45 protein-coding genes are annotated in these 24,508 nt (G+C 27.9%); 6 read left to right on the top strand and 39 right to left on the bottom strand.

Annotated elements, in window-relative coordinates:
* Positions 1-12 precede the first annotated feature (12 nt).
* From IC218_RS04615 to IC218_RS04455, 34 genes are all read right to left on the bottom strand, one after another.
* Positions 13-1,290, bottom strand: a complete 1,278-nt coding sequence (locus IC218_RS04615) for a PBSX family phage terminase large subunit (protein WP_227823901.1) — start codon at positions 1,288-1,290, stop codon at positions 13-15.
* Positions 1,280-1,969, bottom strand: coding sequence for a phage terminase small subunit (gene terS, locus IC218_RS04610; protein ID WP_227823900.1), 690 nt, complete (start codon positions 1,967-1,969; stop codon positions 1,280-1,282). The genes IC218_RS04615 and terS overlap by 11 nt, the downstream gene beginning before the upstream one ends.
* A gap of 59 nt (positions 1,970-2,028) precedes the next feature.
* The gene (locus IC218_RS04605) at positions 2,029-2,709 is read right to left on the bottom strand and encodes a BRO family protein (RefSeq protein WP_227823899.1); all 681 of its coding nucleotides are present in this window, start codon (positions 2,707-2,709) and stop codon (positions 2,029-2,031) included.
* A 114-nt stretch (positions 2,710-2,823) separates the two neighbouring features.
* Positions 2,824-3,030, bottom strand: coding sequence for a hypothetical protein (locus IC218_RS04600; protein ID WP_227823898.1), 207 nt, complete (start codon positions 3,028-3,030; stop codon positions 2,824-2,826).
* 321 nt (positions 3,031-3,351) lie between these two features.
* Positions 3,352-3,483, bottom strand: coding sequence for a hypothetical protein (locus tag IC218_RS21820; RefSeq protein ID WP_255616318.1), 132 nt, complete (start codon positions 3,481-3,483; stop codon positions 3,352-3,354).
* Between the two features lie 68 nt (positions 3,484-3,551).
* Entirely contained in the window at positions 3,552-4,700 is a 1,149-nt protein-coding gene (locus tag IC218_RS04595) for an XRE family transcriptional regulator (RefSeq protein WP_227823897.1), read from the bottom strand.
* Between the two features lie 33 nt (positions 4,701-4,733).
* Positions 4,734-5,489, bottom strand: a complete 756-nt coding sequence (locus tag IC218_RS04590; protein ID WP_227823896.1) for a DUF5986 family protein — start codon at positions 5,487-5,489, stop codon at positions 4,734-4,736.
* A gap of 321 nt (positions 5,490-5,810) precedes the next feature.
* Positions 5,811-6,299, bottom strand: a complete 489-nt coding sequence (locus tag IC218_RS04585; RefSeq protein ID WP_227823895.1) for a hypothetical protein — start codon at positions 6,297-6,299, stop codon at positions 5,811-5,813.
* A gap of 92 nt (positions 6,300-6,391) precedes the next feature.
* A complete protein-coding gene (locus IC218_RS04580) occupies positions 6,392-7,117 on the bottom strand; it encodes an antA/AntB antirepressor family protein (protein WP_227823894.1) in 726 nt (241 codons plus the stop codon).
* Between the two features lie 13 nt (positions 7,118-7,130).
* Entirely contained in the window at positions 7,131-7,538 is a 408-nt protein-coding gene (locus IC218_RS04575; protein ID WP_227823893.1) for a RusA family crossover junction endodeoxyribonuclease, read from the bottom strand.
* Between the two features lie 135 nt (positions 7,539-7,673).
* On the bottom strand, positions 7,674-7,904 hold the full coding sequence (locus IC218_RS04570; protein WP_074438836.1) for an ASCH/PUA domain-containing protein: 231 nt from the start codon (positions 7,902-7,904) through the stop codon (positions 7,674-7,676).
* A gap of 90 nt (positions 7,905-7,994) precedes the next feature.
* A complete protein-coding gene (locus tag IC218_RS04565; RefSeq protein WP_227823892.1) occupies positions 7,995-8,348 on the bottom strand; it encodes a hypothetical protein in 354 nt (117 codons plus the stop codon).
* Complete coding sequence (locus IC218_RS04560; RefSeq protein ID WP_227823891.1) at positions 8,345-8,512, bottom strand: hypothetical protein; 168 nt, start codon at positions 8,510-8,512, stop codon at positions 8,345-8,347. The genes IC218_RS04565 and IC218_RS04560 overlap by 4 nt, the downstream gene beginning before the upstream one ends.
* A gap of 8 nt (positions 8,513-8,520) precedes the next feature.
* Positions 8,521-9,138 carry a DUF1653 domain-containing protein gene (locus IC218_RS04555; RefSeq protein WP_227823890.1) on the bottom strand — a complete coding sequence of 206 codons (618 nt, stop codon included), beginning with the start codon at positions 9,136-9,138 and terminating at the stop codon, positions 8,521-8,523.
* 167 nt (positions 9,139-9,305) lie between these two features.
* Entirely contained in the window at positions 9,306-9,479 is a 174-nt protein-coding gene (locus IC218_RS04550) for a hypothetical protein (RefSeq protein ID WP_227823889.1), read from the bottom strand.
* A gap of 15 nt (positions 9,480-9,494) precedes the next feature.
* Positions 9,495-10,190 carry a hypothetical protein gene (locus tag IC218_RS04545; RefSeq protein WP_227823888.1) on the bottom strand — a complete coding sequence of 232 codons (696 nt, stop codon included), beginning with the start codon at positions 10,188-10,190 and terminating at the stop codon, positions 9,495-9,497.
* A gap of 115 nt (positions 10,191-10,305) precedes the next feature.
* The gene (locus tag IC218_RS04540) at positions 10,306-10,605 is read right to left on the bottom strand and encodes a hypothetical protein (protein WP_227823887.1); all 300 of its coding nucleotides are present in this window, start codon (positions 10,603-10,605) and stop codon (positions 10,306-10,308) included.
* Positions 10,605-10,772, bottom strand: a complete 168-nt coding sequence (locus tag IC218_RS04535; protein ID WP_219674174.1) for a hypothetical protein — start codon at positions 10,770-10,772, stop codon at positions 10,605-10,607. Before IC218_RS04535 ends, IC218_RS04540 begins: the two co-directional genes overlap by 1 nt.
* Positions 10,773-10,789: 17 nt before the next feature.
* Positions 10,790-10,978, bottom strand: a complete 189-nt coding sequence (locus tag IC218_RS04530) for a hypothetical protein (protein WP_227823886.1) — start codon at positions 10,976-10,978, stop codon at positions 10,790-10,792.
* Positions 10,979-11,202: 224 nt separating this feature from the next.
* Positions 11,203-11,583, bottom strand: coding sequence for an NUMOD1 domain-containing DNA-binding protein (locus tag IC218_RS04525; protein ID WP_227823885.1), 381 nt, complete (start codon positions 11,581-11,583; stop codon positions 11,203-11,205).
* A 14-nt stretch (positions 11,584-11,597) separates the two neighbouring features.
* A complete protein-coding gene (locus IC218_RS04520) occupies positions 11,598-11,855 on the bottom strand; it encodes a hypothetical protein (RefSeq protein WP_227823884.1) in 258 nt (85 codons plus the stop codon).
* Positions 11,856-11,930: 75 nt separating this feature from the next.
* Positions 11,931-12,338: a single-stranded DNA-binding protein gene (locus IC218_RS04515; protein ID WP_227437376.1), complete on the bottom strand. Its 408-nt coding sequence runs from the start codon at positions 12,336-12,338 to the stop codon at positions 11,931-11,933.
* A gap of 16 nt (positions 12,339-12,354) precedes the next feature.
* Entirely contained in the window at positions 12,355-12,528 is a 174-nt protein-coding gene (locus tag IC218_RS04510) for a resolvase (protein ID WP_167640227.1), read from the bottom strand.
* Between the two features lie 62 nt (positions 12,529-12,590).
* Positions 12,591-13,544: a DnaD domain protein gene (locus IC218_RS04505; RefSeq protein WP_227437374.1), complete on the bottom strand. Its 954-nt coding sequence runs from the start codon at positions 13,542-13,544 to the stop codon at positions 12,591-12,593.
* A gap of 8 nt (positions 13,545-13,552) precedes the next feature.
* The gene (locus tag IC218_RS04500) at positions 13,553-14,161 is read right to left on the bottom strand and encodes an ERF family protein (protein ID WP_227437371.1); all 609 of its coding nucleotides are present in this window, start codon (positions 14,159-14,161) and stop codon (positions 13,553-13,555) included.
* Between the two features lie 9 nt (positions 14,162-14,170).
* The gene (locus IC218_RS04495) at positions 14,171-14,680 is read right to left on the bottom strand and encodes a siphovirus Gp157 family protein (protein WP_227437369.1); all 510 of its coding nucleotides are present in this window, start codon (positions 14,678-14,680) and stop codon (positions 14,171-14,173) included.
* A gap of 83 nt (positions 14,681-14,763) precedes the next feature.
* Positions 14,764-15,078, bottom strand: a complete 315-nt coding sequence (locus IC218_RS04490; protein ID WP_227437367.1) for a hypothetical protein — start codon at positions 15,076-15,078, stop codon at positions 14,764-14,766.
* Positions 15,079-15,088: 10 nt separating this feature from the next.
* Complete coding sequence (locus IC218_RS04485; RefSeq protein ID WP_227437365.1) at positions 15,089-15,304, bottom strand: hypothetical protein; 216 nt, start codon at positions 15,302-15,304, stop codon at positions 15,089-15,091.
* Between the two features lie 12 nt (positions 15,305-15,316).
* On the bottom strand, positions 15,317-15,544 hold the full coding sequence (locus IC218_RS04480) for a hypothetical protein (RefSeq protein ID WP_227437363.1): 228 nt from the start codon (positions 15,542-15,544) through the stop codon (positions 15,317-15,319).
* Positions 15,545-15,667: 123 nt separating this feature from the next.
* On the bottom strand, positions 15,668-16,573 hold the full coding sequence (locus IC218_RS04475; RefSeq protein WP_227437361.1) for a hypothetical protein: 906 nt from the start codon (positions 16,571-16,573) through the stop codon (positions 15,668-15,670).
* A 3-nt stretch (positions 16,574-16,576) separates the two neighbouring features.
* A complete protein-coding gene (locus IC218_RS04470) occupies positions 16,577-16,783 on the bottom strand; it encodes a hypothetical protein (RefSeq protein ID WP_194655110.1) in 207 nt (68 codons plus the stop codon).
* Between the two features lie 46 nt (positions 16,784-16,829).
* A complete protein-coding gene (locus IC218_RS04465) occupies positions 16,830-17,537 on the bottom strand; it encodes an antA/AntB antirepressor family protein (RefSeq protein WP_227437359.1) in 708 nt (235 codons plus the stop codon).
* 28 nt (positions 17,538-17,565) lie between these two features.
* A complete protein-coding gene (locus IC218_RS04460; RefSeq protein ID WP_227437357.1) occupies positions 17,566-18,018 on the bottom strand; it encodes a helix-turn-helix domain-containing protein in 453 nt (150 codons plus the stop codon).
* A 44-nt stretch (positions 18,019-18,062) separates the two neighbouring features.
* Positions 18,063-18,254, bottom strand: a complete 192-nt coding sequence (locus tag IC218_RS04455; protein WP_134932537.1) for a helix-turn-helix domain-containing protein — start codon at positions 18,252-18,254, stop codon at positions 18,063-18,065.
* Positions 18,255-18,391: 137 nt separating this feature from the next.
* Between IC218_RS04455 and IC218_RS04450 the strand changes: the two genes are divergently transcribed.
* The gene (locus IC218_RS04450) at positions 18,392-18,700 is read left to right on the top strand and encodes a helix-turn-helix domain-containing protein (protein WP_227437355.1); all 309 of its coding nucleotides are present in this window, start codon (positions 18,392-18,394) and stop codon (positions 18,698-18,700) included.
* A 60-nt stretch (positions 18,701-18,760) separates the two neighbouring features.
* Positions 18,761-19,003, top strand: coding sequence for a helix-turn-helix domain-containing protein (locus IC218_RS04445; protein ID WP_021401517.1), 243 nt, complete (start codon positions 18,761-18,763; stop codon positions 19,001-19,003).
* Between the two features lie 178 nt (positions 19,004-19,181).
* Here the strand turns inward: IC218_RS04445 and IC218_RS04440 are convergent, their stop codons facing one another.
* Positions 19,182-19,373 carry a helix-turn-helix domain-containing protein gene (locus IC218_RS04440; protein ID WP_227437353.1) on the bottom strand — a complete coding sequence of 64 codons (192 nt, stop codon included), beginning with the start codon at positions 19,371-19,373 and terminating at the stop codon, positions 19,182-19,184.
* 167 nt (positions 19,374-19,540) lie between these two features.
* Between IC218_RS04440 and IC218_RS04435 the strand changes: the two genes are divergently transcribed.
* Entirely contained in the window at positions 19,541-19,885 is a 345-nt protein-coding gene (locus tag IC218_RS04435; RefSeq protein ID WP_074076102.1) for a helix-turn-helix domain-containing protein, read from the top strand.
* A 108-nt stretch (positions 19,886-19,993) separates the two neighbouring features.
* Here the strand turns inward: IC218_RS04435 and IC218_RS04430 are convergent, their stop codons facing one another.
* Genes IC218_RS04430 through IC218_RS04420 form a run of 3 tightly spaced genes read right to left on the bottom strand, consistent with a single transcriptional unit; the run spans position 19,994 to position 21,523 of the window.
* Positions 19,994-20,797: a phage antirepressor KilAC domain-containing protein gene (locus IC218_RS04430; protein WP_227437351.1), complete on the bottom strand. Its 804-nt coding sequence runs from the start codon at positions 20,795-20,797 to the stop codon at positions 19,994-19,996.
* Between the two features lie 15 nt (positions 20,798-20,812).
* The gene (locus IC218_RS04425) at positions 20,813-21,256 is read right to left on the bottom strand and encodes a helix-turn-helix domain-containing protein (protein WP_227437349.1); all 444 of its coding nucleotides are present in this window, start codon (positions 21,254-21,256) and stop codon (positions 20,813-20,815) included.
* Between the two features lie 39 nt (positions 21,257-21,295).
* Positions 21,296-21,523: a helix-turn-helix domain-containing protein gene (locus tag IC218_RS04420; RefSeq protein ID WP_227437347.1), complete on the bottom strand. Its 228-nt coding sequence runs from the start codon at positions 21,521-21,523 to the stop codon at positions 21,296-21,298.
* A gap of 188 nt (positions 21,524-21,711) precedes the next feature.
* On the opposite strand from IC218_RS04420, the gene IC218_RS04415 reads away from it, so the two are divergent.
* Positions 21,712-22,071, top strand: coding sequence for a helix-turn-helix domain-containing protein (locus IC218_RS04415; RefSeq protein WP_227437344.1), 360 nt, complete (start codon positions 21,712-21,714; stop codon positions 22,069-22,071).
* Positions 22,072-22,081: 10 nt separating this feature from the next.
* Here IC218_RS04415 and IC218_RS04410 read toward each other — a convergent pair whose 3' ends face one another.
* Entirely contained in the window at positions 22,082-22,243 is a 162-nt protein-coding gene (locus tag IC218_RS04410) for a hypothetical protein (RefSeq protein ID WP_227437343.1), read from the bottom strand.
* Positions 22,244-22,888: 645 nt separating this feature from the next.
* Here IC218_RS04410 and IC218_RS04405 point away from each other — a divergent pair.
* Together IC218_RS04405 and IC218_RS04400 are read left to right on the top strand one after the other, a co-directional pair.
* Complete coding sequence (locus IC218_RS04405; protein WP_227437340.1) at positions 22,889-23,101, top strand: helix-turn-helix domain-containing protein; 213 nt, start codon at positions 22,889-22,891, stop codon at positions 23,099-23,101.
* A 46-nt stretch (positions 23,102-23,147) separates the two neighbouring features.
* Positions 23,148-24,209 (top strand): site-specific integrase, encoded by a 1,062-nt coding sequence (locus IC218_RS04400; protein ID WP_227437338.1) that lies wholly within the window; start codon positions 23,148-23,150, stop codon positions 24,207-24,209.
* Positions 24,210-24,508 lie beyond the last annotated feature (299 nt).

Raw genomic sequence — 24,508 nt, 5'->3', positions numbered from 1 at the left:
TTATCACCCCCCTTATCCTCTTGTCATTGATTGTCGTTTCAAATCCGAAACCTCATAGCCATCTAATCCATACCATATTGCACTAAACGTATGAGGATCTATATTAAATTCATCATGTATCATATTCCCCTGCTTATCTATTGCATAGGTTAATTCTTTTAATTCTTTAATAACATCCCTACATTCGCTAGAACATATTATTTTTTTAAATCTTTTAATTTTCTTAGTATTTTGAAGCCTAGAACCTGGATATTTTTTAGCCCCTACCATCCTAAAACCCTGCTGTTGATAATATTTAATTGTCTTTGGTTCAGCACTATCAGCTCTTATTAATTCCCTGCTATTCTTGAACTCTCTTATTTCTTCTGCTGTTTTATCATCAGTCATTTTATTTTTATAATATTGCCAATAAATGTATAAATATTTCTTTTTATCATCTATAGCCATTCTAACTATGGCATTGTATGAAGTTTCAAAACCAAAGTCCATTCCAGCTCTATAAAACCTTTTCGGTATATTTCCAATGCTTTTAATAACATCATTATGGTCCATAACTTCAAACTGCGGTAAAACTTTGACTCCATTAACTCCAAACTTTCCTAGCCGAGCAACCCTATATAAATCTGGATCATATTCTTTCATTTCATCCAATTGTTCTATATAATTTTGTGGTAAGAAAAAATTATCATCTGCAACTGAGTGATGATAATATGTATTATTTATAGAATATATTCTGTTTTTATATAATTCTTCATCATCTAGTACTACTCTTTCATTTTCATCATCTTTAAAAAAATGTTTATATGTCCAATTATCCTTTCCTATAGGATTAGTTGAGCAAATAATGTGATTAGATAAACTAGGATGTCTTAAACGTCCTAAGAGTTCTTTAAAGCCAGTGTATTTAACTTCTGAACATTCTTCTAACCATATTATAGATACACCATTTATTGACTTTAATTTAGCTGGATTATCCATGCCTTTAAAAATTATCTTACTCCCATTTGGAAATATAACTCTCATAGGGCTTGTTTTAAATGATAATATATCTCCTAAACCCATACTTTCTGCAACTTCTTCTAATAGAGAAAAACAACTATCTCTCATTGTGTCATATACTTCTCTTACCACTAAAGCTTTTCTTTTTTCTTCAAGAAGCTTAATAATTAATTTAGTTGCTACATGATAACTCTTTGAACTTCCATATCCTCCAACAAGAAAATAAAATTTGTAATCCCAATTGAATATAAAATCATAAAAGTGGTCATTTGATATAAATTTACTTTCCATTTTCTCCACTCGCTTTCATAACTTTTACAGTTATCTCTTTATCTGTATCATCTTTACTTAGGTTAGCAACCTCACATTTTAACTTCTCAACTCTATTTTTCTGCTCCTCTGTAGCCAAATTCCAATCTTTATGAATCATTTCATCATACTGCTTAATTAAACTCCTTAACTCACTCATAGCCCTACTCTGTGCATTAAGAAAAGATGCTTGCCTATCCCATGCAAATTGAAATTCATACTCTATCCTCTCTCCATTTTCTGTACTTTCATGTTTCTTGAGTTCCTTAATCATTTCTTCTTTATCTTTAACATACATTATCTTTTGTGCTCTTATTATTGCTGCATACTGAATTGTTATCTGTTCCCAAAGAATATCGAATTTATCTTTATTCTTTATTTCATTAATTAGGTCTTGAGTTTCTTCGGGTAAGTATTTTGAGAAGAAACCAAACTTTTCAGCATTCTTATTTCCGGGAGGTCCAGTAGCATTTTTATTACCTATAGGAGCACCTCTCTTTTTGGTTGCAACTTTTTTTGGTTGGTTGCAACCTTTTTGTTTCCAGTATCTAGTTGCCCATGATTTTACAGTTGATAAACTTACATTATGTTTTTCAGCTATTTCCTTGTACTTAAGCCCTTTTAAGTAATCTTCGTGGGCTAAATCTGCCTTTTCATTCATACCACCACCTCGTTTTTGTCGTTTTGGGAATAAAAAAGACCATCTATCAAGATAGTTATTTAAATCATTTCTATTAATTCTTTTATCTTCTTATATACTTCTTTATAGTTCATATCCTCATTTATTAATTTATCCAGCTTCATTGTTATAACTCTTTCTAATGCTTGTATATCAAATAGTTCTCCTTGATTTAACTCATCTCTTTTTACACCCTTTGGTATACCTAATTTTTTTCTTACAAGTTCAGTAAAATGTTTATAATACATTTGAGGTTTATTACTTCCTTGACTAGTAGCATAATATACAAACTCTTGTATTTCATCTGTAAAATCTTTTCTAACCTTTTTACCTTCTGTTCTTATATCCAGCCATTCTTGGTCTTTTTCTGTAGCAATATAGTAACCATGTATTCTAATCTGGTCTATAACCTCTGTAGCCCATTCTGTAAATAACTTTGCTTCTGGCTTATTACTCCTAAAAGCTATGTTGTACACTGCATGAGGTTTTATAAATATTTCACCAGTTCTATATAACTCTTTAAAGTTTGAATAGTGCATATCATGCACTTTTAAAAATTCATTAGTAATCTTCTTTTTATATTTACTATTTATGTTTCTTAGAGTAGAGTTAATTTGAATTACTCCTAATTCCTCTCCTACATCTCCAGCGTGAAACCAAACTTCACTACCATCTTTTGACCATATCATCCTTACATTTTTCTCTTGTAAAATTTTCAACATACTACTACCTCCTAAATTAGTTATTAATAAAGGGTGCTCAATTTGAACACCCTTATTTTCGACCCCTCAATATGAGGGATTAAAAATTGTATTAAAAAAGACCTAGAAATTAATCTAAGCCTTATTTGCACTATCTTTTGCTTTCATATTTACTATATAATTTGCTGTAAGCACTACTCCCCTTATTAATAAATCCTCGCTAATAGCACTTTTCCCTATAAAACTCTCAACATATTCAACTCCATAATCTAAGAATTCATCATCTGCATCTATATTAAATTCATCTAATTCTTTTATTATCTTTCCTCTTAAATCATTCATGTTTTTATTCTCCTTATTTACAAAATAAAAAGACTAAGCAGGGTTAACTTAACCTTTTCTTAGGGAATGGATTGTGGTAGCAAGTTCTAGGAATCGAACCTAGCCAAACCATTACTTGCATGGTGAGTGAGGTTACTAAGCCCCACTCGATTAACTAAATTTGAATTAAGATACAAAATTATATGAAACTTTGTTCTCAATTTCTCTTTTCTAGTGGTATGTTAAGTCATTTACCTTTGAACATAGTTAGAATTGAACTAACGGCATCCTCATGCCCTGCCTAGTCTGTTCATAGTAATAAAAAAAGACCATACACTGGTCTTAATTAAATTCATATTTTTCCTTGTACTCTTTAATAGCATCATTCCATGCCTCTTGCTCTGTTATTCCTTTTTCTATAGCAATCCTTTTGGCTATATCTCTTATCTTTGTTGCTCCTTCTAATATTTCCATTTCATATTTCCCCCTATTCTATATAATTTAAGCGAGGTCATAAGTCCTCGCTCTATTTAAAATATAAGTTAAACATCTTTTTTAAGTTGTAAATCAGGAAATGGTATAACTTTAGCAGAAGTTAGAGTATTTTTAGGTAAATTTAATAGATATTCTACCTCTTCTGGTTCTAAACTAAAGTTATAAGAGAATGAAAGTTCATCCATAAACTCTTTTGGGGTAAATACCTTCTCATTTAATAACATCAAAACAGCTGTTTTTAACAATGCTGGTAGAGAAGTTAATAATTCATCATCTAGTGGCTCTGATTTTCTTAGTCCTCTACGTTGTAAAGTACGAATCATAGACTGATATTCATCCATGCTGATAATTCCTAAAGAATATGAACGACGAATCATTGCTTGTATAGAAACTTTCCATTTACGTTTCAATTCTGTATAGTTTGGAATACGTAAAGGAGTTCTCTTAGCATCAATTTTAAAAGTCTCTTCTGGTAATAAGAATGCAGATGCAAATCTATTAGCTTCTGATTCTCTGTCTTTAAATTCTTGTTTTTCTAAAGCTTCTACATCCTCGCTCCACTCATGCAAGCATATATGCCCTAATTCATGAGCTATATCAAAATGAATTCTAGAGGCAGAAGTCTTATTACTAGAATATCCAATCAGATAAACTGTCTCTCCCGAAATATCTACCATCTGACTGAATGCATCTATATCATCTGTAGAAGTCGAGAAACTTGTTACAAGTATTCCGTGTTGTTCTACTTCATATATGATATTATCAATAGGTTTTAACCCTAATCCCCAAGCTTCTCTTAAAAGTAAAGCAGCTTCTTCTGGTGTTTTTCCAGAACAATCTGGTAAATTTAATGTTGGGAATTCAATATAATCTTGTAAGAAGAAATATATTTCTGCTAGAAATTCCATTTTTTGAATTTGTTCTGCTCTATATTTTTTATTTGTAGTCAATAATGCTCTGAAATATGTTGAACCTATTGCAATATTATTTCCTGTTTCTAAAAAGAACTTAACTGGAAAATCTAACTCTTTTGCTATTCGTTTCACTACATTATTATCATTTGGTTTCGATTTATTATTCTCATACATCGAAACAGTCTGTCTTTGACAGTCAATTCTATCAGCTAATTCAGCTACTGTCATTCCTCTATATATACGAGCTTTCTTTAAACGCTCTCCATTAAAATTAATTTCCATAATTATTTCCTCCATCTATTCACTAAAAAGTGACTACTTGGCATCTTCCTCCTTTTTCGCCTTTTTTAAAGGATGTGTTTTCTTTCTTGCATCTGCTTTTGCAGTTAACTTCAATCCAAGAGTAGGATTATTTGCAGCAGGATTAGTATTATCAACTTTTTCTGCAACAATACTTTCTTCTATAGATATATAAGAACTCAGATTTTGTTCTGATACAATATTTAAATTTGTGTCAACCATCACAGCACGAATAGATGTCAGTTCATATTCAGCTGTTTGATTAAATAATAATAATACATGGTGTTCAATGATAGCACCATCTTTATTTATACTATCAATTAATTTCTGTAAATATATTTCAATTTTATCTTCATTATCAAATTCTAATGAAAAAAATGATAGTTGTTCAATAGGAGCTTTTAAATCTCCATTAAATACTTTAGTTAAAATATCTACATAATGCATTTTTTCTCTTTTATTGACATTATTATGAAGTTCTTTATATCTTTGCTCTCTCATTAATACATAAAGATACTTGCTATTTTTATCATATATAAAAATCATTCTCCAACGTCCACGTTTAGATTTATACGCTTTAAAATTAGAACTATTAAATGCAGTATCAATTGCATCATTTAACAAATCCCAAAACTGAAAAGGTACTCCATTTTTAGTTATAAGGTTTTGTTTTCCTATATATTCTCTAATTTCTTCTTTTGCCTTATTAAAGCATTGAACAATGATATAACCTATTTCATTAGGAACTTCTAATTTTATTTTATTTGACACTCAGGCATACACCTCCTACATATTTTTATATATTTATTGTAGGCGTTTTATGCAAAAGTGTCAATATTAAAAGACAAATATATTTATTTTTTATATTTAAAGCGTCATTTGAAAATTTTTCAACTTTTTATATGATGTCCTTAATTATAAAAATTATTCACTTTGGCTAGAGCAAAAACAACCCCTTAACTCTAGTCAAATATTAAGTTTTGAGAGGGAATTCTTCATTTCCACAATACTATTATCTCATTCTTTTTTAATCAAAAAGGGGAGAAAGTAGGGAATAAAGTGGGAACTTTTGGGGAGAAACTGGGGAATTTTCTAATTTTTAAATAATGGTAGCTCATTTTCCTTAATTCTTGGATAAAGCATATCCATAACTTTATATACTAACCTTTCCCTTACACATCTACATGTTTTCCTATCTGAGTTCATTTCTAAAGATATATAAACCATGCTATTTTTCATTCTGCTATCATAAAACAGTTTAAAAAAATGTTCTTCTCTTATATCTAAACATGTAAGTGCATTTTCTATCTTCTTCTTTTCTATTTCTTTATCTTTTTTTAATTTCTTTAATCTAGCAATATCTCTTTCTTTTTTAATAACTTCATCTTCCACACTTGAATTAAAAGCATATGTCGGACTTACTTTCTCACCATAACCAATAGCTTTACACCCAAATATTTCATTTTCTCTACTTTCTATATCTAATTCAAGATTTTTAATCTCTGCATTTAAAAATTTATAATGATGTAATCTACCTTCTACTATCTTAAACAATTCTTTTTTATTGGTATTATTATCCATACTTCCACACTCCTGTTTATGTTATAATAATCTCGGATAAAAGTTTTATATTTTTGACAAGTGGAGTGTGAAAGCACTCCTTTTTTCTTTAATTAACAGAAATTATCTTTTTCAAAGAAACTAATTTGATTTGTTTTTCTTTCGGATTTTATAATTCTTATTGACTCATCTATTAAATTTAATGAATTAAGTAACACATCCTTTGGTATATCCTCCCATTTATCAGCACCTAATATCAATAAAGTTCTTTTCTTAACAAGTTCAAATTCTTCATTAACTTTTGATATACCTAATCTTTCTTTTATATAAGAAGATATATCATATTTGGTTTTGGATGTTGGTCTATAGTATTCTGAACACTCTTTTTTAAGTTGTTCCATTTGTATATTATGTTTAGCATCCATTTTAAGCAATGATTCATTCACAATAGTATTAATTTGACTAAGTTGTGAATTTGATAAGGTTCTATTAAGTAACTTCTCTAATCTTATAAAGTATCTTCTTATTTCCCTTCCTTTATGATTGTTTTGTACCATAGCAAGTTCTTTTGCTACATCAAGCTTTAATACATATTCCTTAGATGGTCTACCACCATTTGAGTTTTTCACATTTTTATGAAAAACTGAATAATCCTCATTTTCCTTAAATCCATATTGTTTAATCCTATCTTCAATCCAGTCTATAAACTGTCTCTTAACTTCTAAGTTATTATGTAGTTCTCTAGCAAAAACTATTTTCTCTCCTGTATCAGTTTCATAAACTGTAACCAAATCATCTGCTACAACTCTTAAGTTTTCATTTATCATAATATCGTTCATATTTATACTCCTCCTATAATATTTCTTCCAATACAACTTCAACTCTTGGCTTATCACTATAATACTTACTAGCTACTACTTCAACTACCTGTGTATCATCCTTATAAGCTATCTCATTAAGTGCATCAGCTACAATCTTAACAACATTATCAATATCGGGTTTCTTACTAGGTCTTAACGCATTATTTCTTTTCTGCTCTTTAACCTTTTTACTATTACTTTTAGCTATAGAATAATAGCACCTTAAAGTCATTTTTATATAACCTGTAAAATGATACTTAACTTTAGATTGATATAGCCACTTTATAAGATTCTCATAATCTTTAGTTTTATTAGGTGTATAGGTCCTTTTAGTTATAGAGTTCATTCTTGGTCTTTCTTTTCCGATTGGTTCTCCATCTATTGTAAAATTAACTTTCATTTTTCACCTTCTTAGCTTTCTTTCTACAGTCCTTACAACAATAAACATCCTTTGACTTTTCCTTAAGATAAAACAACTTGCCACACCAACTGCATCTTATTCGTTTCATAAACTCACTCCCTAGTCACAAAACATTTATTTTATTCCTAAAACAACATATCCATTTTGAAGATAATCGCTATTATCAAGTACATAAGTAATTTCTTTTCGTGTCTCAAGACCTGTATATTCCTTTCCATCAAACTCCTGTAGTACCAACAAATCACCTTTTTTAAAGTTTCTATCATTCTTTCTAACCTCAAAAGTTTTGTTCCCATTTACAACTTCTTTAAAATATTGGGGTAGTATTTTTAATTCATGTATCATACAATCACCTCTTTATAAGTCAAAGTAAGTCTATAACATCCTAGTTTCATTCACAAACTTACCTTGACTATTTAAATTATTTAAATCTTCTCAATAAAAATCTACACTTATTACATCTATCATATTGCAGTTTCTACATCTAAATTCTATAATGTCACTTGCTACATCAAACATTCCTATAGCTACATTTTTACTTCCACATTCATTGCATGTTATATCAAACAATTTATCTTTATGTGTAATGTTTTTAAGTAAATATAGTTGTTCTCCTTCTAACTCATATTTTTTTATAATATTGTTAACTTCGTTTTTATCTAGTTCTCTTTTGTCTCTGTTAATTAAATATATATCCTCGCAATTAATACTTAGTCTTTTAGCCATATCAGATATACATTCTCCTTCTTCTTCTCTTATTTCTCTAAGAAGCTCTCCTAATTCAGTCAATGTTTATACACCTTCTCTAACCAATTCTCATATGTTGTATCACAATCTTCACTTTTACAATCTATCTTAGTATTTTTGCAACTACCACAAATCTCTTTCCCAAATTTCTTATACACTTCTCTTTCATCAAGATTCTTTGACTTGCACATTTCTTTATTAGTCATATGCTCACCTACTTAAATTCCTCAAATCTATACTCTTGTGAGACATTAGGATATTTTTCTTTATCAACTTTAGATAAAAATATTTCTATAGGTCTTGAATAAACTCCAGTAGCATCATATAAAGTTTTGTATATTACTAAATCTGTGCTATTATCATCACTTCCATGATGATAGAAATTCCCTTTATTGTCTTTATATATAACTACAGTATCATTCGTTTCTGTATGTCTAGAAATGAATCTATAGTTTTCTATATACTTTTCATCAAAATATGCTGTTTTTAACATTTCTTCAAGTTTATTTCCATCAATCTTTTTACTAACTCCCATAACTGCATAAAATCCACCTTTGAAATGTCTATATATAGATGGAAATTTTAATCTTCTCTCTAAAGTGATTTCTTCTTCATTTTTTTTAATTATTCTTTTTATCATATCTTGTATACCAAACCCTTCAATATCTGTATAAACACATCCACTTTCAACATAAGCACCATAATGAGCAAATTCACAATTAGTACATGCTATTGATTCTTTATCGTTATTATTTTTAATCATTTTATCACAATGTTTCTCTATCTTAGACAAAACATTATTCAATTCTAGTAATAAATCATATTTAGCCATTTCTAATCCTCCTCATATAATGAGTCGCATAACATTTTATGGTACTCATCACACTCTTTATAATTCCCACAACAATCGCTATATTCTTTATATTCATCTATCATAATACTACCTCCAATTATTTTTTTAAGCTACTTAAAATTATTGTTTTAACTTAATCTTCAATCTCATACCAATTCCAATCTATAAGGCTTTTCAACAGCATAATCCCATGCGATTCTATCTATATAATCATCTCTATCTTCATCAGACATATCTTTTAAAACATCATCATCTACTTTAATTTCACCATGAGTATACGAACCTTTTTTATTAGTTTTAACCATTGCACATATTATCACAACTCCATCCCTTTCTTAATAATCTTCGCCATTTGTTAAGTCATAATCATCTGTCTCGTCCCCGCAATCTAAAATTATCTTTGAACCATGGGCATATATCTTAAATAGCAAATCTCCAAAATTTCCAAATCCGTTCATTATATCCTTTGATGATATTTCTCTGTTTTGATATCTAAACACTGCAATAGTTCCATTATTTCTTAACAGTATAGAATATTCACTATTATATTTGTCTTTATTAGGATATTCATCAAAATTTATCCATCTTGCATGTTTTGAATAAGAGCTTGATTCAATAATAAAAGTTATGCAGTCTTGATGATACGAATAATCATCAATATCATATTTATCTTCTTTCAATTCTTCTAACAAATCACTCATTTTGTATTCTTTTTCAATACCTACAAGCATGTTATCCAAGTTTCTTTTTAAATGTTCAATACCTTGCTCTTTCATTGTAGTATCAATCTTTTCTTTTACTGTAGTTGCTACAAGCACATTATATTTTTGTATATCTAATTTATCTAAATTTATATTTATATTTTCACTTAGATGTTTTTCAATCTTTTTACTAAAATCACCCCAATTTCCAAAAACCTCATTCACAACTCTTTTTATTGTTTCTTCTAATTGATTTTTAACTGTTTCCTCTACAAATCCACTTTCTTCTAATTCCACTAGTGCATCATTCATAATTTTATTTAAATCCATTGAAATTATTCCCCTCTCTATTTTCATTTCTGAGAGTCACAAAATACTTCAACAATAATTTTTATATTAAGATACATTTTGCAACTCTCTAAACTGTTTTAATTAGATATTTCTATCACTTTGTTGTAATAAAATCCACATACATTTCTAATTTTTTATTTAGATTTTTAATTTCCTTTTTTACATACTCATTCCATGTTTTTATTGCCTGTTCTTTATTATCTGAAATTATATAAGCCCTAAAAACATTTTCTTTGCTTAATATTTTTCTTAACTCAGTTTTATCTATCTTAAAGAACTCTGTATCTCTAAAAAGCATTCTATTGTCTTTGTATAGTTCAATAAACTTATCAGTTATATTGTAAACTTCAACTTCTTCTAGTCCTTGTGGACTGCATATATAAAGCTTGTTCATTATTCTTCTACCTCGCTTTCAAGCCAATTTTCATATCCGTCAGAACAAGAATAATCACAAACACCATATTTACAACAATCACAAAAACAATCATCACCACCAAGTGTATCTATAAACTTAGCCAACTCTTTTTTACTCATACTTTTTATCATTTCAAAATTAGTCATTCTTAAATTCCCCCTTTTTATTTCAACAGTAATTCATCTAAAAAATCTAAATACACAGTCAATTCCTCATCTGTCATATTATCTAAGTCTGCTGAACCTGTTCCTATTTCTTCCTCTGCTTCAACAATAAACTCTCGATATGTTTGTGTATTATCTGCTTCAATTTCTACATCACATATTTTTTTATCTAAGTCCTCTTTTTTCATTCTTATATACTCCTTTTATTATCATAATTTTCACACTCTTTTAGATTCAATCTATACTCATAAATCCTGCCTACTACAATGCCTATCCCTAATAACATTAATCCACCTAAGATATTCATTTTTCTAACATCCCCTCGAACTCATATCTACTTAATATTTTTATAGCTATATCAATAGCTTTATTTACAGAACACTTTTTCTTATTTAATATCTTTTCAGCCAATTTAATTACCTGCTCTACATTCGCTAATACCATCTGACACCTCTTTAATATATTCAGCTTTCCAACCTTCTCTAGTTACTCTATTTTCTCTGGCTAAACAACTAGCATAATCTCCACTAATTTTTAAATATTTACTTGCAGCCTTTGCACTTTTGAATATTATAATTTCTCCAGTTTCAATATTAAAAACTTTTATAGGCTTACTTTTGGTATCATTAGTTGGTTTTTTTCTTATTTTTTTGAATTTCGATTCATTAATTTTCAATTTTATTTTCTTACTTTCATTTGCTTGTCTTATTTTTCTTAGATTAAGCTCAAATAGGTCTTCCAAATCTATTACTTTACTCAAATATTCTCCTGCATCTATCCAAACTTTAGCCATGTCCCATCCCCCCTTTATTCAACTGGCATTTCAAATACTTTCTCTTGATTATGTCTAACTTTGCAAGAATCTATATAATCAGTTCTTACTCCATTTTCTATAAACTCTTGTATCTCATTTAACACTTGTATAGCTCTTTCTTCATTCTCATATTCACCTATTTTTCTAAAATCTGAACTACCTTTAAATATAGCTATTACCTCATTTATATCTACTTCAACTCTGTTAACTTCCAATAAATCTAATCTATCTTGGCTTCTAATTATTATCATTTCTATTCCTCCAATATTTTTAACTTCTAGGAAGTTAATACTTATATTAACTCCCTAATAATTTACACAATCACTCTAAAAAGGTATATCATCATCATCTATTGCTTGAAACCCTTGAGGGTCTAATCCTGGTGGTATATATTCTTGCTTAGGGTTACTATCACTTTTACTAGAAAGCAATTCTAAAGCATTTACATTAACTTTAGTAATAGATTTCCAGCAACCATTTTCATCTTTGTAATTATATATATTTAACTCTCCAACAACATACACAGACTTAGCTTTAACAAGATATTGCACAAGATTTTCAACATGTTTTCCTAATTGTTCGCATTGAATAAAATCAGTTATTTTGTTTCCATTCTTATCTTTAAACCTTCTATCTACCGCTATTGAAAATGTTATTTTTGGAGTACCTGAATTAGGAAGGTACTTCAATTCTGCATCTGCAACTAATCTCCCAACTAAAGTTATTGTATTCATTTAAACAGCCTCCTTTTTATTTTTCTTCATGTTCTTCTATATACTCAACAAAGTAAGTATAAGTAGTTTTACTATTTTGTTTCTCTCTACCAATCTTTACTGTATATCCAGCTTTTCCAAGCAACCTCAATAATTCCAATCTATCTTGTTCATTTAAAGAACCGCTTTTCTGTGCATATATTCTCCCCATCTTAATCCTCCTTTCTAGGAAGCAGTAGTATGATATTTACTTCCTAGAAGTTTAATTTAATTTTATTTGAATTTAACTTTTTGGCTTTTTTTAATAATGTCGTCTAGTTCATCACTTGAATACTTAGTAAATGTTTCATCAAAATTATGAAAGTTAGTTTTTTTACTTTTACTAGGAGCATTGACAACTTTATTATTAGACTGTTTCTTCTCCTGTTTACTCTTTTTCTTCCTCTCAAACTCATTCTGATACTCTGTAAGTTCTAAACTAGTTTTTACACCTGCTTCTATCCAGTTATTTAATATTGTCTTTACATACTTATAATTCTTAACTCCACTCCCTACAGCTTCATCAATAGCCCTTATAATTACTTCTAACTCCATTCCATCATCTAGAAAGCCTAGTAACTCTAAAAAGTTGTTTGGAGTAATTACACCTATATATTTTTCAAAGTATTTTTTTATGTAGACAGTTTTATCTAATTCAGATTGTTCATTAATAACAATAGTAGTAATACCATTTTCTTTTAAACCTATTTTCTTTTTAATACTATTTTCTTTTATGTTGCCGATTTCCCGACCTCGGTTTTGCCGACTTCCGGTTTCACCGACTTCGGTTTTACCAGCTTCCGGTTTTACCGGAGTCGGGAAATCGGCACACGGTTGGGATTCAGTATTTTCAACGATTTCAGAATTTACACTTTGAGGTGTATCAAAAATATCATATCTATAACCTTTCATTTGACCTTTTTCATTCCTTATTTGTGTCCTAATAACAAAACCTTCTTGCATAAGCTCATTTAAAGCATTACTTACTTTTGTCTTGCTATCTTTTCTATAACTTATTAATGATTTTGCATAAACTTTATGACTACCTGACCTTTGAAATCTTAGCATCTGAGTAACTACCCCTATAGCTGAATAAGAAAGATTTTTATTATCAAGTATTGTGTTAGGTACTCTTGTAAAAGGGTCATCAAAATTTATATGAAAGTATGTTTCGTTATTAAAGTCCAATATATCACCTACTCTTGATTTTGCTTATCTAAAATGCTCTTATATCCATTTAGAACCTTTTCATACTCTTGCTTAGTCAAATCTATTGCTAGCTTACTAAACTTCTTATAAACCTCACTATCGACTCTATTTTTATCCTTATCTATAGACTCGCCTAAAAAATATAATGTATTTAATTCATCTTCACTAACTTCTCTTTTTTTTTGTTCTTTCCCATGTGTATTTGTTGCATCACTATCTTTTGTATCATCAATGCAGAATAATCCATTCAAAGCATATTTTCTTGCATAGCTTGATACGCTTCCAGTTACTTGTGCTAAATCCATGCCTTTCTTAGTTTCATCTTCTCTAGCTAATGCCTTTACAGATACTGTTTCTCCTGTTTCTGCATCTATTAAAGTTGCTGTAGCTTCTACATAGAATCTAGTGCCTATTTGAACAACTTTATCATCTAATATAACTAACGCTTTTTCTTCTTTTAAAATAGGTTTTAAACCTTCTAGTATATCCTCACAACTCCTATAATTATATTTACCAAAACTATTAAATTGATTTTTAGGAGCTTTTAAAGCACTCTGTATATTTACAAGCTTCATATAAATATTATTAGTTTCCATATCTCCCACCTACTCTTTTTTAGCTTTTGGAATTGTTAATGTAGTTCCATATTCAATCCTGCAACCTTCAACCTCATGACCTTTTTTAATAAAGTCTTTTATAACATTCTTATCTACTTTTATAACTTGCTCTACTGTTTTATATATAGAAGGTATTTTTTCTTCATCTTCTATGACCAAGCTACCTGCTGATTTTCTTATACTTATATTTCCTAAAATTGTTTCTACCTTCTTAGTACCAAGTAACTCCATGCAATCTTTTATATTGCTTTTTAACCTATCAAGACTATTCTTTTTAACTCTCTTTAATTCTTGCAACCTCTTAATCTCTAAATCTATAGAGCTTATATCACTGTCAATATTCATTATTACTGAGACTATTCTAGTGTTTTTATTTTGTATCTCTTGTTTTATTATTTCTTTTATTTCCTCTAGTTTCTCAGCTTCATTTCCTGTTATCTCTGTTAAACCTTCTTCTATTTCTAATAAATCTGTAGTTAATTCATATAAAGTACTCATAATTTCCCTCCATTTATGCTATAATTAGCTTAATTAAATTTTTGATATTTTTTTGATTAGAGCCACTTGCAATGGCTCTTTTCTTATATCTGTACCTCTATAGGTATATCTCTTTCAATTTCTTCTAAAATTAATTGAAGTCTCTTGTAATCTTCACTTTCCTCATGTTCTTTTGTTTTAATCTCTACATTTATACCTTCTAAAATATTTTCAACAGCATATTTTGCTCTTTGCCATGCAACTATTTCTCTTAGATAACTTTCCATGTGTACATTGTCTATTAAATCCCTGTCTTTATTTCTAAGTTCATCATAAAGCTTGCTATTTTTGTTTATCTCTAATTCAGCTAAATCTAATTGTTTTTGCACTATTTGTTTTACTTTGTTTAAACTTTCCATAATTAACCACCTAGTTTAAATTTTTAACTTCATAATCATTATCTTTAATATCTTCTACTGTTAATGCTTGATACTCCATACATCCTCTTTCTTTGTTGTAGTATGCTAAATTTAGCTCATTTTCTGTTGCTACTACTACAATGCAATCAATTTCAAAACCAAGTCTTTTGCAATTTACTTTTACTGCATTTCCTACTCCAACTTTCTTTAAATCGAATTTATTCATAATTACCTCCTTTTAATTTAATATTTCAATATAATATTCATTGTCTATTGCATCCTTTATTGTTAAAACTGATTCACACATTTTCTTTGTTTTTTTATTAAAATAAACTATTGTTAATTTAAACTGACTTATTTGTGTTACTATACAATCACTTTCAAAATTAAATTTCTTGCATGTCACTTTTATTGCTTTACCCCTTTTAAGAACTTCTGTAGGAAATTTTACTTTAAGTATTTTCATATCACTATCCCCTTATTGTATTTTTTAAGACCCTCAAAACTTGCTTTTATTTGCTTATCTTTACAGAACTGCATATAAACTATTAGTACCTTTACACTCGACTAAATCACTCCCATTCTTTTTTTATATAGTTACTTTAGGAAACATATCTTTAGCTACTCTCATAGCATTTTTAGTTAATTGTCTTTGCCATGCCACTTCTCTTGGTGACCATACAAATCCATGTTTTTTAAGTCTAGTTCTTAACTCCAAATTTGGTTTTTCATCAAAGAATACTTGCAATCTATCAATGTCATAATTGACAAATACCTCTCCACCATTAAAATTAAACCCTTCTAATTTTCTTAACTCTTTATGTTCTTTTACTTCTTCAAGCCTTTTTTTAATATCTCTTATTCTTTTATTGTTATTTGTTAATTTAAAAGCTTCATAGGGCTGTTCTTTTTTATCTTTTCTAGCCTTTTTATTTGCTTCTTTCATGTCTTTTTGTAAATTTTCAAAATAAAACAATTTAGCTTCCAATTTTTCTATTGCATATATATCACTTGTTTCTATTGCCTTTCCATATTCAAAACTTCCAGTTCGATATGCTTCTAAAATTTTTTCTATAGGTGTCATTTTTTCTAAATTCTTCTTTGTATTTTCAATAAATCTTTTTATAACCTCAGAGTGCTCAAAATTACGTTTCATTATCATATCAGTTTGTTTATCAGCTTTTTCATAGTTATATCTAGCTGGTCCTGCAACTGTAACAGGTACAAAATTTGCTCTTCTATTTAACTTTTCGTTGTAGATTTTTTCTATTAATCCTTTAAAACCTGCTTTTCTTAACTGTATGTACTCTAATTGTTCTTTTGTATATTCATCATTGCAATTAAAATTATAATCAAAACTTTCAAAAGCTATCTTTGCATCCTTTGCAATGCAATTTCCAGCTTCAAAATGACTCAACTCATTACATCTTCTTATATTATCCTTATTCAAGTTTAACTCCACTACTTCTCTATCTATACAATTTACACATTCCATTTTTTATGCCCCCCTTTTTGTTTTATAACAATATCTTTCTTTAAAATAAGTCACTGATACCCTGCCAGAAAAAGTCTTAAAGCCTTCTTTTTCTAATTCTTCATTTAATTCTGCAATTATTTTGTATGCAGTTGCTTCGCATATATCTAAAAATTTAGCTACATCTTTTGCCCTATAAAACAATTGTTCTTTAGCTACTGCTTTTGCCATTTAAAACACCTACTTTCAAAATATTCTGTATTTAAATTTTAAAGTTCTAACCTAACATTGATAGCTGTTCTTCTTGTTCCTTCAATAATCTTTTTAAAATATACTCTTGACCTTTTCCTGTAACTCTAGTTGTTTTAAAAGTAAATGTGCCAGCTGAGTTCTCCTTAACACCTTCTATGGTTTCTAAATAATCTCTATCTATTGCAACTTGCTTTGGTTCAGTAGAATTCTTAAATACTAAATCCCATTCTCTTAATTTCTCGTATAATCTTTTCTCTCCAATAACTATCCCTTTGCTTTTAGAAATGATTTTTGCTACCTCTCTTACAAGTAAACTATTTTTTGATGATGCTATTTGATTGATAAATTTACTTTTTTCCTGCAACTCTTTATTTTTTTGCTCTATTGTTTTATTTGCTACAATTAATGCTCTAGCCATAACTTTTTCGGGACTATTCCAATCCTTTTCTATCTTAATAAAATATTGTCTTGCTTGTTTACCTTTTTCATTACGCTGTATCATAGCTATTTCTTTTGCCATATCTAACTTAATCGCATGATTTTCACTTGGTCGTCCTCTAGTACTTTCTTCCAAAATTGGAATAAAGTCTTCGTTTATTGTAAATCCATATTCACACATTCTTTTAAACCAAGTTGTATAATTGGAATTCACCTCTAAAAATTCATGTAATTCTCTAGCATTTACTATTGGTTCTTGATTTTCATTTATTTCAACATTTATAAGCTCATTCATGACTATCTTCCTCTCTATATTTTTAGTGTTATTCAATATTACTTGCTTTAGTTGCAAACTTTAAACCTAGTACAGCTTCATGTAAATCATCTATACTTTCCATTCCGATATTCCAAACTTCTTCTTCATCTTTGTCTATCACATCATCTTCAACTACTCTTATAAAATCATCTTCTAACTTTAGGTAATTCCTTATCGCTATGTATAGTTTTAGAGCTGCATTAGAAATTGTTTTAAGTTTTACATTTGGTAAATCAATTAATTCATTCCCTGTACTAGATTTTAAGTGCTGGTATCCTAGAAATTGATTATTATAAATTTCTGTCATTTTCGAAACTACTGTAGTTGGTGGCATTCTTTTATCGTTCTCATATGCTCTTAAACTCTCTACTGATATATCTAGTAGTTCAGATGCCTTTTCTTGTGTAAGACCAGTATTTTCTCTGCTTAACTGATATATATTTTGGTATTGATATGACATTCAGTTTTCCTCCATTTCATCTTATAATTAATCTATAAAATAATTTAATTAATTAAATCTGTTATTTCTATACCTAATGCTTTTGTAAGTTTACATAAAACATCTATCCTAGGATTATATTTATTTTTTTCTAAGTCACTAATTGTTGTTTGTGCTATACCAGTTTTTTTACTTAATTCAATTTGAGATAAAGAATTATTTTTCCTATAATATTTGAGCTTGTGACCTATACACATTAGCCTCACCTTCTTTCTGATTCAATCATAACGCATTTGCGATATATTGTCAACGCATTTTCGTTATTTTTTAATAAAAAAATATCTGTTATACTATATTTATTACCGTATTTACGTTAAAGATTGGATGTGTTTACATGGATGTTACTCAACGTATAATTGAATTACGAGATAAAAAGGGATATAGTACAAATAAACTTGCTACTAAAGCAGGATTAACTCAATCAACGCTTCAAAGTATTCTATCTGGAAGAAATCAAGCATCTATTAATACTATTGAGAAAATTTGCTCTGCATTAGATATATCTTTATCTGATTTTTTTAATGAAAAATCTAATGTTGATTTACCTGACTATCTTCTAGACTTTATTGAATCTAGCAAAAATTTATCAAAAGAACAATTACAAGCCTTGTCTATATTTTTAAAAACATTAAAAAAAGAGTAACTTTGCTGGTTAATTTTAACTAGCGTTATTTTGTTTTTACAGTACCTGTGGAGGTTTATTATGTCTTTATTAACAGCAGTATCCAAACGAATATTAGGATTATGTCAAGAAAATGACATTACAGTAAATAAATTATGTACAATGGCAGGTGTTACTCAATCTACAATAGATAGTATTTTAAAAGGTAAAAGTAAAAACCCTGGCATATGTACAATTAAAAAACTTTGTGATGCTCTAGATATAACAATTATTGATTTTTTTAATCACTCTTTTTTCAAAGATTTAGATATTGATATTAATTAATATTTGTTGAATTTATTGAATAATTGCAAACTTTATAACTCATGTGAAGGTACTTATAATTAATAAGTATCCTTTTTTGCTTTTTATTGGGTAATACTAGTATTATCTCTACTAATTTGATATATATTTTGGTATTGATATGACATTCAAATCACCTCTTTGAAAGGTTATACTATAATTAACCTTTTACTTTTAAATATTTACAAATTGCTTCTTTTGCATTTGGACTTTTAAGTCTATCGTTAATTACTGCTGATAGATGATATTTTGATAACCCTAACTCCTCTGATAAATCATCTAGTTTCAAATCTTTATCTATCATGGCTTTTTTAACTTCTTTGCTCCATTTTGGTAAACATTTTTTATTCATTATTATCACCTTCTTTATTAGTGTGTTTATTTGTGGTAAAATTAAATTTATATAACAATTTGTTGTCGTAAGTAATTGTTATTATAGTTATATTATATTTGGATTTTTCCAAAATATCAATATATATTTTGGAATTTTCCTATCATTTTAGAAAAGAGGTTAAATTTGTGATTAATCGTATACTTGATTTGATGGAAAAAAATAATATTACAGCTAAACAATTAACAAGTGATTTGGAAATTTCCAACAGTTCTATAAGTGATTGGAAAAAAGGTAAAGGTAAACCTTCTTCAGATGCAATAGTTAAAATGGCTGAATATTTTAATGTTACTACTGATTATCTATTATTGGGCATAACATGCAATAAAACAAATAATATAAACTTAACTGAAAATGAACAGGAAATTCTATCTCTATTACATAAATTCAATAAGCGTAACCAAATCAAATTTATAAGTAAGGTTGAGGATTTAGCTGACAAAATGTTAGAAAAAGAAAATGATACAGAGTAATTACTATATGCCTGCTCTTTTATAACTTTTTAGACAGGCGTATTGTTGTTTGCTCTCTTTGCATATATCTCATCTTTTCAAAATATTCTGTATTTATTTTTCAAAGTGCTAACCTAACATTGATACTTGATTTACTGATTTCAATTTGTTAATAAAGTATATTTGACCTTTTCCTGTTACTTTTGGTGTTTTAGTAATCTTTGTGCTTCCATCAGGGTTATATATTGCTCTTTTTTTAGTTTCCATTATTTTTAAGTCAGCACTCTTTTGAGTTGGTGTATTGTAATCTTCACCCTTACGTTTTATTAAGTAACCATTATCTCTAAGCCATGCGAATAATCTTTTCTCACCTGTGTTAACACCGTTTTGATTAAGTAATTTAGCTAGTTCTCCAATTAATATTGAGTCCTCAGAAGATGCTACTGCATCAGCAAAAAGTACTTTTGGTTGTTGTAATTGAATTACCTTATCTTTTTCTTCTATTTCTTTACTTTTCTTTTCTATTGTCTTTTGAGCTACTTGTAATGCTATTGCCATGATTTCATCATCTGACATATCTTCTGTTGTGTGTATATATCCACCAGTTTTACGAATTTCTTTTAATATCTTTTTAACTTCTTTTTTGAATTGTTTTGCGATTGGTTTTCGACTTTGCATCAAAACCTCATACAATCCATCTTCTGTTAAAAATAATTTATTTCCACCACTATTACTATTTGTAATAGTCACTTTTTCTTCTTCATCTATACTCATTAGCATTTTAGAAGTATTATAGTATCCTTCGCTTGTCTTACTGTAATCTATCCATTCAGCTACATCCCTAGCTAAAAATAGTGGATTTTCTAAAGTTCCATAAACTCTAAATTCTTTACCTAATAATTCTTGTTCTTTAATTGTTTGTAAGTTGTTCATATAATTTTCTCCTTCCTATATTGTTTTCTTTGAAAATTTCAGAATTAAAATTGATTTAAAAATGTCTTCTAATTCCTGCATAACATCATTCCAAACTTCTTCTTCATCTTCATCAATCACATCATCTTCAACTATATCTATGAAATCATCTTCCTTTTTTAGATAATCTTTGATTTCTTTATGTAACTTCAAAGTTATACTTGAAAGACTTTTCATTTCAAGTTGTGGTAAAAACATTACCCCTGCTTCTGTAGTCCTTCTAACATGTTCATATCCTAATAAGTTGTTGTTGTAAATAGAAACCATTTTGGCTACTACTGTATTTGGTGGTATCCTTTTATCATTCTCATATGCTCTCAAACTTTCAACTGATATATCTAGTAGTTCAGATGCCTTTTCTTGTGTAAGACCAGTATTTTCTCTGCTTAATTGATAAATATTTTGGTATTGATATAACATTTATCTTTCTCCTTTCATAGTGTAAACTTAATATATAGACTAATTCACCGCCTCAGTAAACTTTAAGTTGACGTTATTATTAAAAAAAATTTCCTCTATGCTTAGACCAAAGAAATCTGAAATAGTCTTTGCTTCTTCAAGAGTGAATTTAGTTTTACCATTTTCCTTATGCGAATAAGAAGTTAAAGTTATATTAAGTAAATTTGCTATATCAGACTGATTAACATTATTTAGTTTTCTATACGCCTTTAGTTTTTTAGTGTTCATTTTATCACCTCTCTTTTAGTCAACTTTGCGTTAACTTTATATTTATATAATAGTCTACTTTAAGTTTACTGTCAACATGAAATTTATATTTTTTTAAAAAAAGTATTCTTTATGTTATATATTTTATAAAAAGTATAACAAATAGTTTATAATAATTTATAATAAATGTGAATGGAAGGAGTAATATTATGGCTCTTAAAGATAGAATAAAAGAAGAAAGGCTTAAACTTAATTTGAATCAGGTCGAACTAGCAAAAATATTTAATGTAACAAAACAAACTGTAAGTAATTGGGAAAGTGGAAATAGAATACCAGATACTTTGATGCTCACTAAATTAGCTGATTTTTTCAATATATCTGTAGATTCTCTTTTGGGAAGACATAATCTTGATAAAAAAAATAATAATGATAAATTTATTGATGAATTAGATAGCCCTGATGACATAAAAGAACTCATAAAAGTATTTATGAACTTAGATGAAGAGTCGAAGGAAAAAATGTTAAAAATTGCACAAGTTTTTATAGATGAGGAAAAACGAAATAAATAAAAAAAGAGGTTTATACCTCTTTTTTTTTATCTATTTCGTCTGTTATTTCTATATATGTATTAGGTTTGTTTTTGCTTACCATTTCCTTGTATCTATTAAATTTATTTTCATTAATATTTTTTAGCTCAGTAAAAATATTATTAAGTCTTAGAATCATTTTTTTATCATCCATTAGATACACCACCCCTTGTAAACTATTTCTCCGTTTCAAAACATACGTTCGTAAAAATAAGTGTAAAATCTTTAAATTCACTATAGTTATAGATTTATTTCAACAAATATAATATTTAAAATTTTTTAAAATTACTTTGTAAATATATTATATATATTTCTATATTATCGTGCAACTTGACTAATATAGAGATTTTAGTTTTGATTTTAAAAATGAACTTCTATTTTTTATCTCTAATGTTTCAGATTATCTGTATTATTTCTATTATATCTATTATTTCTATTATTTCTATTATTTCTATTATTTCTATTTTTAGTTAGTCGACTGACTTTATTTTTCATAAATTTAATTTTTATTTTTTTTATTATATTTTTTTATTACATTTTTTTACATTATTCTTAAATTTAATTTACAAATTATTCACTTTGTATTTATAGATTTTTAAATAGAATTTATTCTTTCTTTAAACTCTAGCATCTCAGCACTATTGTTATAGTGCTTTTTACTTTTAATTTCTTAACTACATTTTAACACATTTTTCCAACAAAAAATGTTCTAACGAGGAACATTTATTACAATAAATTACACAAACTATTAATTATAAAAATAATCAAAAAATAATTAAAAGGCAGATTTTAATAAATATTGAAAAAATTAATAAAAAAGAAAAGAATGACGCAATTAGAATTAGCAGAAAGAATGGGTCGTAATAGAAGCTATATATCAAAGTTGGAAAATGGAGAATATAAATATATAACTATATCTACAATATTAGATTTATCTATAGCACTAGAAGAAGATTTTGTTGAGTTATGTAAATATTATAAACTTCAAGAAATAAAAAGAAGAAAAAAATAAAACAACTAGTTAGAGCATGTTATAATTGTAATATTAAGATGACATAATGGGGGTGTCTAGAATTCCAGCTTATAAAGATGAAGAAAGAAAAACTTGGTTTGTTAGCTTCTATTTTACAGACTTCAACGGAGATAAGAAAAAGAAAACTAAGCGAGGTTTTAAAACTAAAAAAGAAGCTTTAGAGTTTGAAAGAGAATTTTTAAATCAAAAGCAAATGAGTACAGATATGACATTTAAAAGCCTTACAGAAGAATATTTGGTTGATATGGAAACGAGATTAAAAACCTCAACTATGAATGGCAAGAAACATATAATAGAATTGAAGCTTATTCCATTTTTTGGAAAACTAAAGATAAATGAAATTACTGGTATACATGTTCGTAAATGGCAGAATGAACTATTAAATAGTTCTTATAGCCCCACTTATCTTAAAACAATACATAGCCAGTTAGTGGCAATTTTAAACTATGCAGTAAAATACTATAATTTAGACAAAAACCATGCAAGTCTAGTGGGTGGTATAGGTAAAAAAGATGCAGAAGAAATGAACTTTTGGACTTTAGAAGAGTTTAAAGAATTTATTAAATTTGAAAATAAAGATGATGCAAACCTAGCTTTTAAAATTTTGTTTTGGAGTGGAATAAGATTAGGTGAACTATTAGCCCTTACTCCACAAGATATTTCTGAAACAGAATTAAATATTAATAAAAGTTATCTAAAATTAAAAGGAGAGGATATTATTTCGTCTCCAAAAACTGCTAAGAGCAAACGCATTGTTACTATTCCGAATTTTTTATATAATGAAATTAAGGATTATATTTCTAAATTATATGATTTAGGAGAAAATGAAAGAATATTTAAATTTTCAAGAGCTTATTTAAATTTAGAGCTGAAAAGATGTGCTGAATTAGCTTCTGTGAAAAAAATTAGAGTACATGATTTACGACATTCTCATGCTTCTCTACTTGTAAATATGGATATCAATATATTAACTATAGCTGAACATCTAGGGCATGAAAAAGTTGAAACAACATGGAATATATATTCTCATTTATATCCTAATAAACAGTTGGAAATCTCACAAAAACTTGAAGTTTTAAACAAATAGTATCATAATAGTGTCACAGATAAATCATAAAACCTGTAATCATTGTAATTGCAACGATTATAGGTTTTAGTTAACAATCCCAGAAGAAGCATAAATTTTACCAGTATATTTAATTCCAGCGAGTTCAGCTAATTCTTCATCTATGATTCCAACAACTTTGTCTGTAGACATATAAAGCACATTCCTTTCTAAGATAATTTATTGCTAAAATTATTAAAATTAAATATCTATATTTAAAGTATAGTTTATTCGAAAAAGAAAAGATAGTATAATATAGTTTTTTCATATCTGACCTTACA

Source organism: Clostridioides sp. ES-S-0005-03, assembly GCF_020658455.1.
Lineage (GTDB): Bacteria > Bacillota > Clostridia > Peptostreptococcales > Peptostreptococcaceae > Clostridioides.
Note: the sequence above shows the minus strand (reverse complement) of the source record. Positions and strands in the feature narration are given on the sequence as shown.

Excerpts from the sequence above, each read along its gene's own strand:
- IC218_RS04560 (WP_227823891.1), bottom strand. The coding sequence starts at position 8,512 with ATGACTAATAAAGAAATGTGCAAGTCAAAGAATCTTGATGAAAGAGAA.
- IC218_RS04450 (WP_227437355.1), top strand. The coding sequence starts at position 18,392 with ATGGATGTTACTCAACGTATAATTGAATTACGAGATAAAAAGGGATAT.
- IC218_RS04600 (WP_227823898.1), bottom strand. The coding sequence starts at position 3,030 with ATGAATGATTTAAGAGGAAAGATAATAAAAGAATTAGATGAATTTAAT.
- IC218_RS21820 (WP_255616318.1), bottom strand. The coding sequence starts at position 3,483 with ATGGAAATATTAGAAGGAGCAACAAAGATAAGAGATATAGCCAAAAGG.
- IC218_RS04555 (WP_227823890.1), bottom strand. The coding sequence starts at position 9,138 with ATGGCTAAATATGATTTATTACTAGAATTGAATAATGTTTTGTCTAAG.
- IC218_RS04510 (WP_167640227.1), bottom strand. The coding sequence starts at position 12,528 with ATGGGGAGAATATATGCACAGAAAAGCGGTTCTTTAAATGAACAAGAT.
- IC218_RS04530 (WP_227823886.1), bottom strand. The coding sequence starts at position 10,978 with ATGAAAAAAGAGGACTTAGATAAAAAAATATGTGATGTAGAAATTGAA.
- IC218_RS04545 (WP_227823888.1), bottom strand. The coding sequence starts at position 10,190 with ATGGATTTAAATAAAATTATGAATGATGCACTAGTGGAATTAGAAGAA.
- IC218_RS04575 (WP_227823893.1), bottom strand. The coding sequence starts at position 7,538 with ATGAAAGTTAATTTTACAATAGATGGAGAACCAATCGGAAAAGAAAGA.
- IC218_RS04470 (WP_194655110.1), bottom strand. The coding sequence starts at position 16,783 with ATGGCAAAAGCAGTAGCTAAAGAACAATTGTTTTATAGGGCAAAAGAT.
- IC218_RS04605 (WP_227823899.1), bottom strand. The coding sequence starts at position 2,709 with ATGTTGAAAATTTTACAAGAGAAAAATGTAAGGATGATATGGTCAAAA.
- terS (WP_227823900.1), bottom strand. The coding sequence starts at position 1,969 with ATGAATGAAAAGGCAGATTTAGCCCACGAAGATTACTTAAAAGGGCTT.
- IC218_RS04615 (WP_227823901.1), bottom strand. The coding sequence starts at position 1,290 with ATGGAAAGTAAATTTATATCAAATGACCACTTTTATGATTTTATATTC.
- IC218_RS04500 (WP_227437371.1), bottom strand. The coding sequence starts at position 14,161 with ATGGAAACTAATAATATTTATATGAAGCTTGTAAATATACAGAGTGCT.
- IC218_RS04515 (WP_227437376.1), bottom strand. The coding sequence starts at position 12,338 with ATGAATACAATAACTTTAGTTGGGAGATTAGTTGCAGATGCAGAATTG.
- IC218_RS04430 (WP_227437351.1), bottom strand. The coding sequence starts at position 20,797 with ATGAACAACTTACAAACAATTAAAGAACAAGAATTATTAGGTAAAGAA.
- IC218_RS04475 (WP_227437361.1), bottom strand. The coding sequence starts at position 16,573 with ATGGAATGTGTAAATTGTATAGATAGAGAAGTAGTGGAGTTAAACTTG.
- IC218_RS04400 (WP_227437338.1), top strand. The coding sequence starts at position 23,148 with ATGGGGGTGTCTAGAATTCCAGCTTATAAAGATGAAGAAAGAAAAACT.
- IC218_RS04440 (WP_227437353.1), bottom strand. The coding sequence starts at position 19,373 with ATGAATAAAAAATGTTTACCAAAATGGAGCAAAGAAGTTAAAAAAGCC.
- IC218_RS04420 (WP_227437347.1), bottom strand. The coding sequence starts at position 21,523 with ATGAACACTAAAAAACTAAAGGCGTATAGAAAACTAAATAATGTTAAT.
- IC218_RS04495 (WP_227437369.1), bottom strand. The coding sequence starts at position 14,680 with ATGAGTACTTTATATGAATTAACTACAGATTTATTAGAAATAGAAGAA.
- IC218_RS04585 (WP_227823895.1), bottom strand. The coding sequence starts at position 6,299 with ATGGATAATAATACCAATAAAAAAGAATTGTTTAAGATAGTAGAAGGT.
- IC218_RS04480 (WP_227437363.1), bottom strand. The coding sequence starts at position 15,544 with ATGAAAATACTTAAAGTAAAATTTCCTACAGAAGTTCTTAAAAGGGGT.
- IC218_RS04570 (WP_074438836.1), bottom strand. The coding sequence starts at position 7,904 with ATGATACATGAATTAAAAATACTACCCCAATATTTTAAAGAAGTTGTA.
- IC218_RS04415 (WP_227437344.1), top strand. The coding sequence starts at position 21,712 with ATGGCTCTTAAAGATAGAATAAAAGAAGAAAGGCTTAAACTTAATTTG.
- IC218_RS04525 (WP_227823885.1), bottom strand. The coding sequence starts at position 11,583 with ATGGCTAAAGTTTGGATAGATGCAGGAGAATATTTGAGTAAAGTAATA.
- IC218_RS04465 (WP_227437359.1), bottom strand. The coding sequence starts at position 17,537 with ATGAATGAGCTTATAAATGTTGAAATAAATGAAAATCAAGAACCAATA.
- IC218_RS04540 (WP_227823887.1), bottom strand. The coding sequence starts at position 10,605 with ATGAACAAGCTTTATATATGCAGTCCACAAGGACTAGAAGAAGTTGAA.
- IC218_RS04425 (WP_227437349.1), bottom strand. The coding sequence starts at position 21,256 with ATGTTATATCAATACCAAAATATTTATCAATTAAGCAGAGAAAATACT.
- IC218_RS04535 (WP_219674174.1), bottom strand. The coding sequence starts at position 10,772 with ATGACTAATTTTGAAATGATAAAAAGTATGAGTAAAAAAGAGTTGGCT.
- IC218_RS04485 (WP_227437365.1), bottom strand. The coding sequence starts at position 15,304 with ATGAATAAATTCGATTTAAAGAAAGTTGGAGTAGGAAATGCAGTAAAA.
- IC218_RS04455 (WP_134932537.1), bottom strand. The coding sequence starts at position 18,254 with ATGTGTATAGGTCACAAGCTCAAATATTATAGGAAAAATAATTCTTTA.
- IC218_RS04460 (WP_227437357.1), bottom strand. The coding sequence starts at position 18,018 with ATGTCATATCAATACCAAAATATATATCAGTTAAGCAGAGAAAATACT.
- IC218_RS04595 (WP_227823897.1), bottom strand. The coding sequence starts at position 4,700 with ATGGAAATTAATTTTAATGGAGAGCGTTTAAAGAAAGCTCGTATATAT.
- IC218_RS04445 (WP_021401517.1), top strand. The coding sequence starts at position 18,761 with ATGTCTTTATTAACAGCAGTATCCAAACGAATATTAGGATTATGTCAA.
- IC218_RS04520 (WP_227823884.1), bottom strand. The coding sequence starts at position 11,855 with ATGATAATAATTAGAAGCCAAGATAGATTAGATTTATTGGAAGTTAAC.
- IC218_RS04580 (WP_227823894.1), bottom strand. The coding sequence starts at position 7,117 with ATGAACGATATTATGATAAATGAAAACTTAAGAGTTGTAGCAGATGAT.
- IC218_RS04410 (WP_227437343.1), bottom strand. The coding sequence starts at position 22,243 with ATGGATGATAAAAAAATGATTCTAAGACTTAATAATATTTTTACTGAG.
- IC218_RS04490 (WP_227437367.1), bottom strand. The coding sequence starts at position 15,078 with ATGGAAAGTTTAAACAAAGTAAAACAAATAGTGCAAAAACAATTAGAT.